The organism is Pseudomonas defluvii (assembly GCF_001695625.1).
Taxonomy (GTDB): Bacteria; Pseudomonadota; Gammaproteobacteria; order Pseudomonadales; family Pseudomonadaceae; genus Aquipseudomonas; species Aquipseudomonas defluvii.
Genome location: NZ_MBPN01000240.1, coordinates 1 through 2,377 on the forward strand (window position 1 = coordinate 1; position 2,377 = coordinate 2,377).

Annotated in this window: 2 protein-coding genes; one reads left to right on the forward strand and one right to left on the reverse strand. The window is 59.9% G+C overall.

The window, feature by feature from the left end; all coding sequences use genetic code 11:
* The first annotated feature begins 122 nt into the window (after positions 1–122).
* Complete coding sequence (gene gloA / locus EKA13_RS26915; RefSeq protein WP_065762010.1) at positions 123–644, forward strand: lactoylglutathione lyase; 522 nt, start codon at positions 123–125, stop codon at positions 642–644.
* Positions 645–742: 98 nt separating this feature from the next.
* Here the strand turns inward: gloA and ahpF are convergent, their stop codons facing one another.
* Positions 743–2,305, reverse strand: a complete 1,563-nt coding sequence (ahpF, locus tag EKA13_RS26920; RefSeq protein WP_065762011.1) for an alkyl hydroperoxide reductase subunit F — start codon at positions 2,303–2,305, stop codon at positions 743–745.
* Positions 2,306–2,377 lie beyond the last annotated feature (72 nt).

Here is a 2,377-nt window from a genome sequence, read left to right on the forward strand (position 1 = left end):
ATTGCGCCCTGCCGACCCCGTCTGCAGGGCGCAAACCGTTTGCGCAATCGCTTCACTTCCGTATCATGGCCGTCTGACCGTTTCGCTGGCACCACCGTGCCAGCCTTTTCTGCGGAGAGCCCATGAGCTTGCAACATCTCGACACACTTCCTGGCGTCACTGCACAACCGGACGCTGCGACCCAAAACTTCGTGTTCAACCACACCATGTTGCGGGTCAAGGATGTCGCCAAATCCCTGGACTTCTACACCCGTGTACTGGGCTTCAGCCTGGTGGAAAAGCGCGATTTCCCGGAAGCTGAATTCAGCCTGTACTTCCTCGCCCTGGTCGACAAGGCGCAGATCCCCAGCGATCCAGCAGCACGTAACACGTGGATGAAGTCGATTCCTGGCATCCTTGAATTGACGCACAACCACGGCACCGAGAATGATCCTGCGTTCGCCTATCACAATGGCAACACCGATCCGCGCGGCTTTGGCCATATCTGCATTTCGGTACCGGACATCCGCGCGGCCTGCGAACGCTTTGAAGCACTGGGTGTCACCTTCCAGAAGCGCCTGAGCGATGGCCGCATGAAGCATCTGGCCTTCATCAAGGACCCGGACGATTACTGGGTCGAGATCATTCAGCCTACTGAATTCTAAGCGATGCCCCGGGCGCTTGCGTCACAGGGGCACAGACAGCCGAAAGCGCTTCCACCCTCCTGGGGTAGAAGCGCTTTCGGTAATGGTCAGGCTAGGCCTCAGGCTGGCGCCGAGGTACGAATCAGGTGATCAAAGGCTGCCAGTGATGCTTTGGCGCCCTCACCGACCGCAATGACAATCTGCTTGTACGGCACAGTGGTCACGTCACCGGCGGCAAAAACACCTGGCAGGTTGGTCTGACCGCGGGCATCGACCACAATCTCGCCACGCGCGGACAGTTCAACGGTGCCCTTGAGCCAGTCGGTATTGGGCAGCAAGCCGATCTGTACAAAGATCCCTTCCAGCGCCAGATCATGCACCACTTCAGTCGTGCGGTCCTTATAGCGCAAGCCGCTGACCTTCTGCCCATCGCCCAGGACTTCAGTCGTCAAGGCGCTGGTAATGACCTTGACGTTGGGCAAGCTGTGCAGCTTGCGTTGCAGTACCGCATCGGCACGCAGTTGGCTGTCAAACTCGATCAGGGTGACCTGAGCAACGATACCCGCCAGGTCGATAGCCGCTTCCACACCGGAGTTGCCACCACCGATCACCGCCACGCGCTTGCCTTTGAACAGCGGGCCATCGCAGTGCGGGCAGTAGGCGACACCGCGACTACGGTACTCCTTCTCCCCCGGGACGTTCATTTCACGCCAGCGCGCACCAGTAGCAAGAATGACGGTCTTGGCCTTGAGCGACGCACCACTGGCCAGACGCAACTCGTGCAGGCCACCATCGGTACCTGGAATCAGCGCGTCGGCACGCTGCAGGTTCATGATGTCGACGTCGTACTGTTTGACGTGCTCCTCCAGCGCCGTAGCCAGCTTCGGCCCTTCGGTTTCCTGCACCGAGATAAAGTTCTCGATTGCCATGGTATCCAGTACCTGGCCGCCAAAACGCTCAGCAGCAACACCGGTACGAATACCCTTGCGCGCCGCGTAAATGGCCGCTGCAGCACCGGCCGGGCCACCACCGACCACCAGCACGTCGAACGCGTCCTTGGCATTGATCTTCTCGGCCTGACGCTCACCGGCGCTGGTGTCGAGTTTGCCGAGGATCTCCTCCAGCCCCATGCGGCCCTGACCGAAGACCTCACCATTGAGGTACACACTTGGCACGGCCATGACCTTGCGTGACTCGACTTCATCCTGGAACAGCGCGCCGTCGATCGCGACGTGGCGCACGCTCGGATTGAGTACCGCCATCAGGTTAAGCGCCTGGACCACATCCGGGCAGTTCTGGCAGGACAACGAGAAGTAGGTTTCAAAGTTGAACTCACCCTTGAGCGCACCAATATGCTCGATCACTTCGGCGCCGGCCTTGGACGGATGACCGCCGACCTGCAGCAGCGCCAGCACCAACGAGGTGAATTCGTGCCCCAAGGGGATACCCGCGAAACGCAGGCTGATATCGGCGCCAGGGCGATTGAGCGAGAACGACGGGCGACGGGCGTCACTGCCATCCTCACGCAGGGTAATCAGGTTCGACAGGCTGGCGATTTCGCGCAGCAGGTCGTGCAATTCACGGGACTTCGCGCCGTCGTCGAGGGAAGCAACGATCTCGATCGGCTGAGTGACCCGCTCCAGGTAGGACTTCAACTGAGTTTTAAGCGTGGCGTCCAACATACGGGCGATTCCTTTTTAAACAGTAGAAAAAACAACGCCCGGGCGAAAGCGCCCGGGCGTTTTGCGGGGCGG

Bases quoted from the DNA above. Each gene is read 5' to 3' on its own strand.
- ahpF (WP_065762011.1), bottom strand. From the start codon at position 2,305: ATGTTGGACGCCACGCTTAAAACTCAGTTGAAGTCCTACCTGGAGCGG.
- gloA (WP_065762010.1), top strand. From the start codon at position 123: ATGAGCTTGCAACATCTCGACACACTTCCTGGCGTCACTGCACAACCG.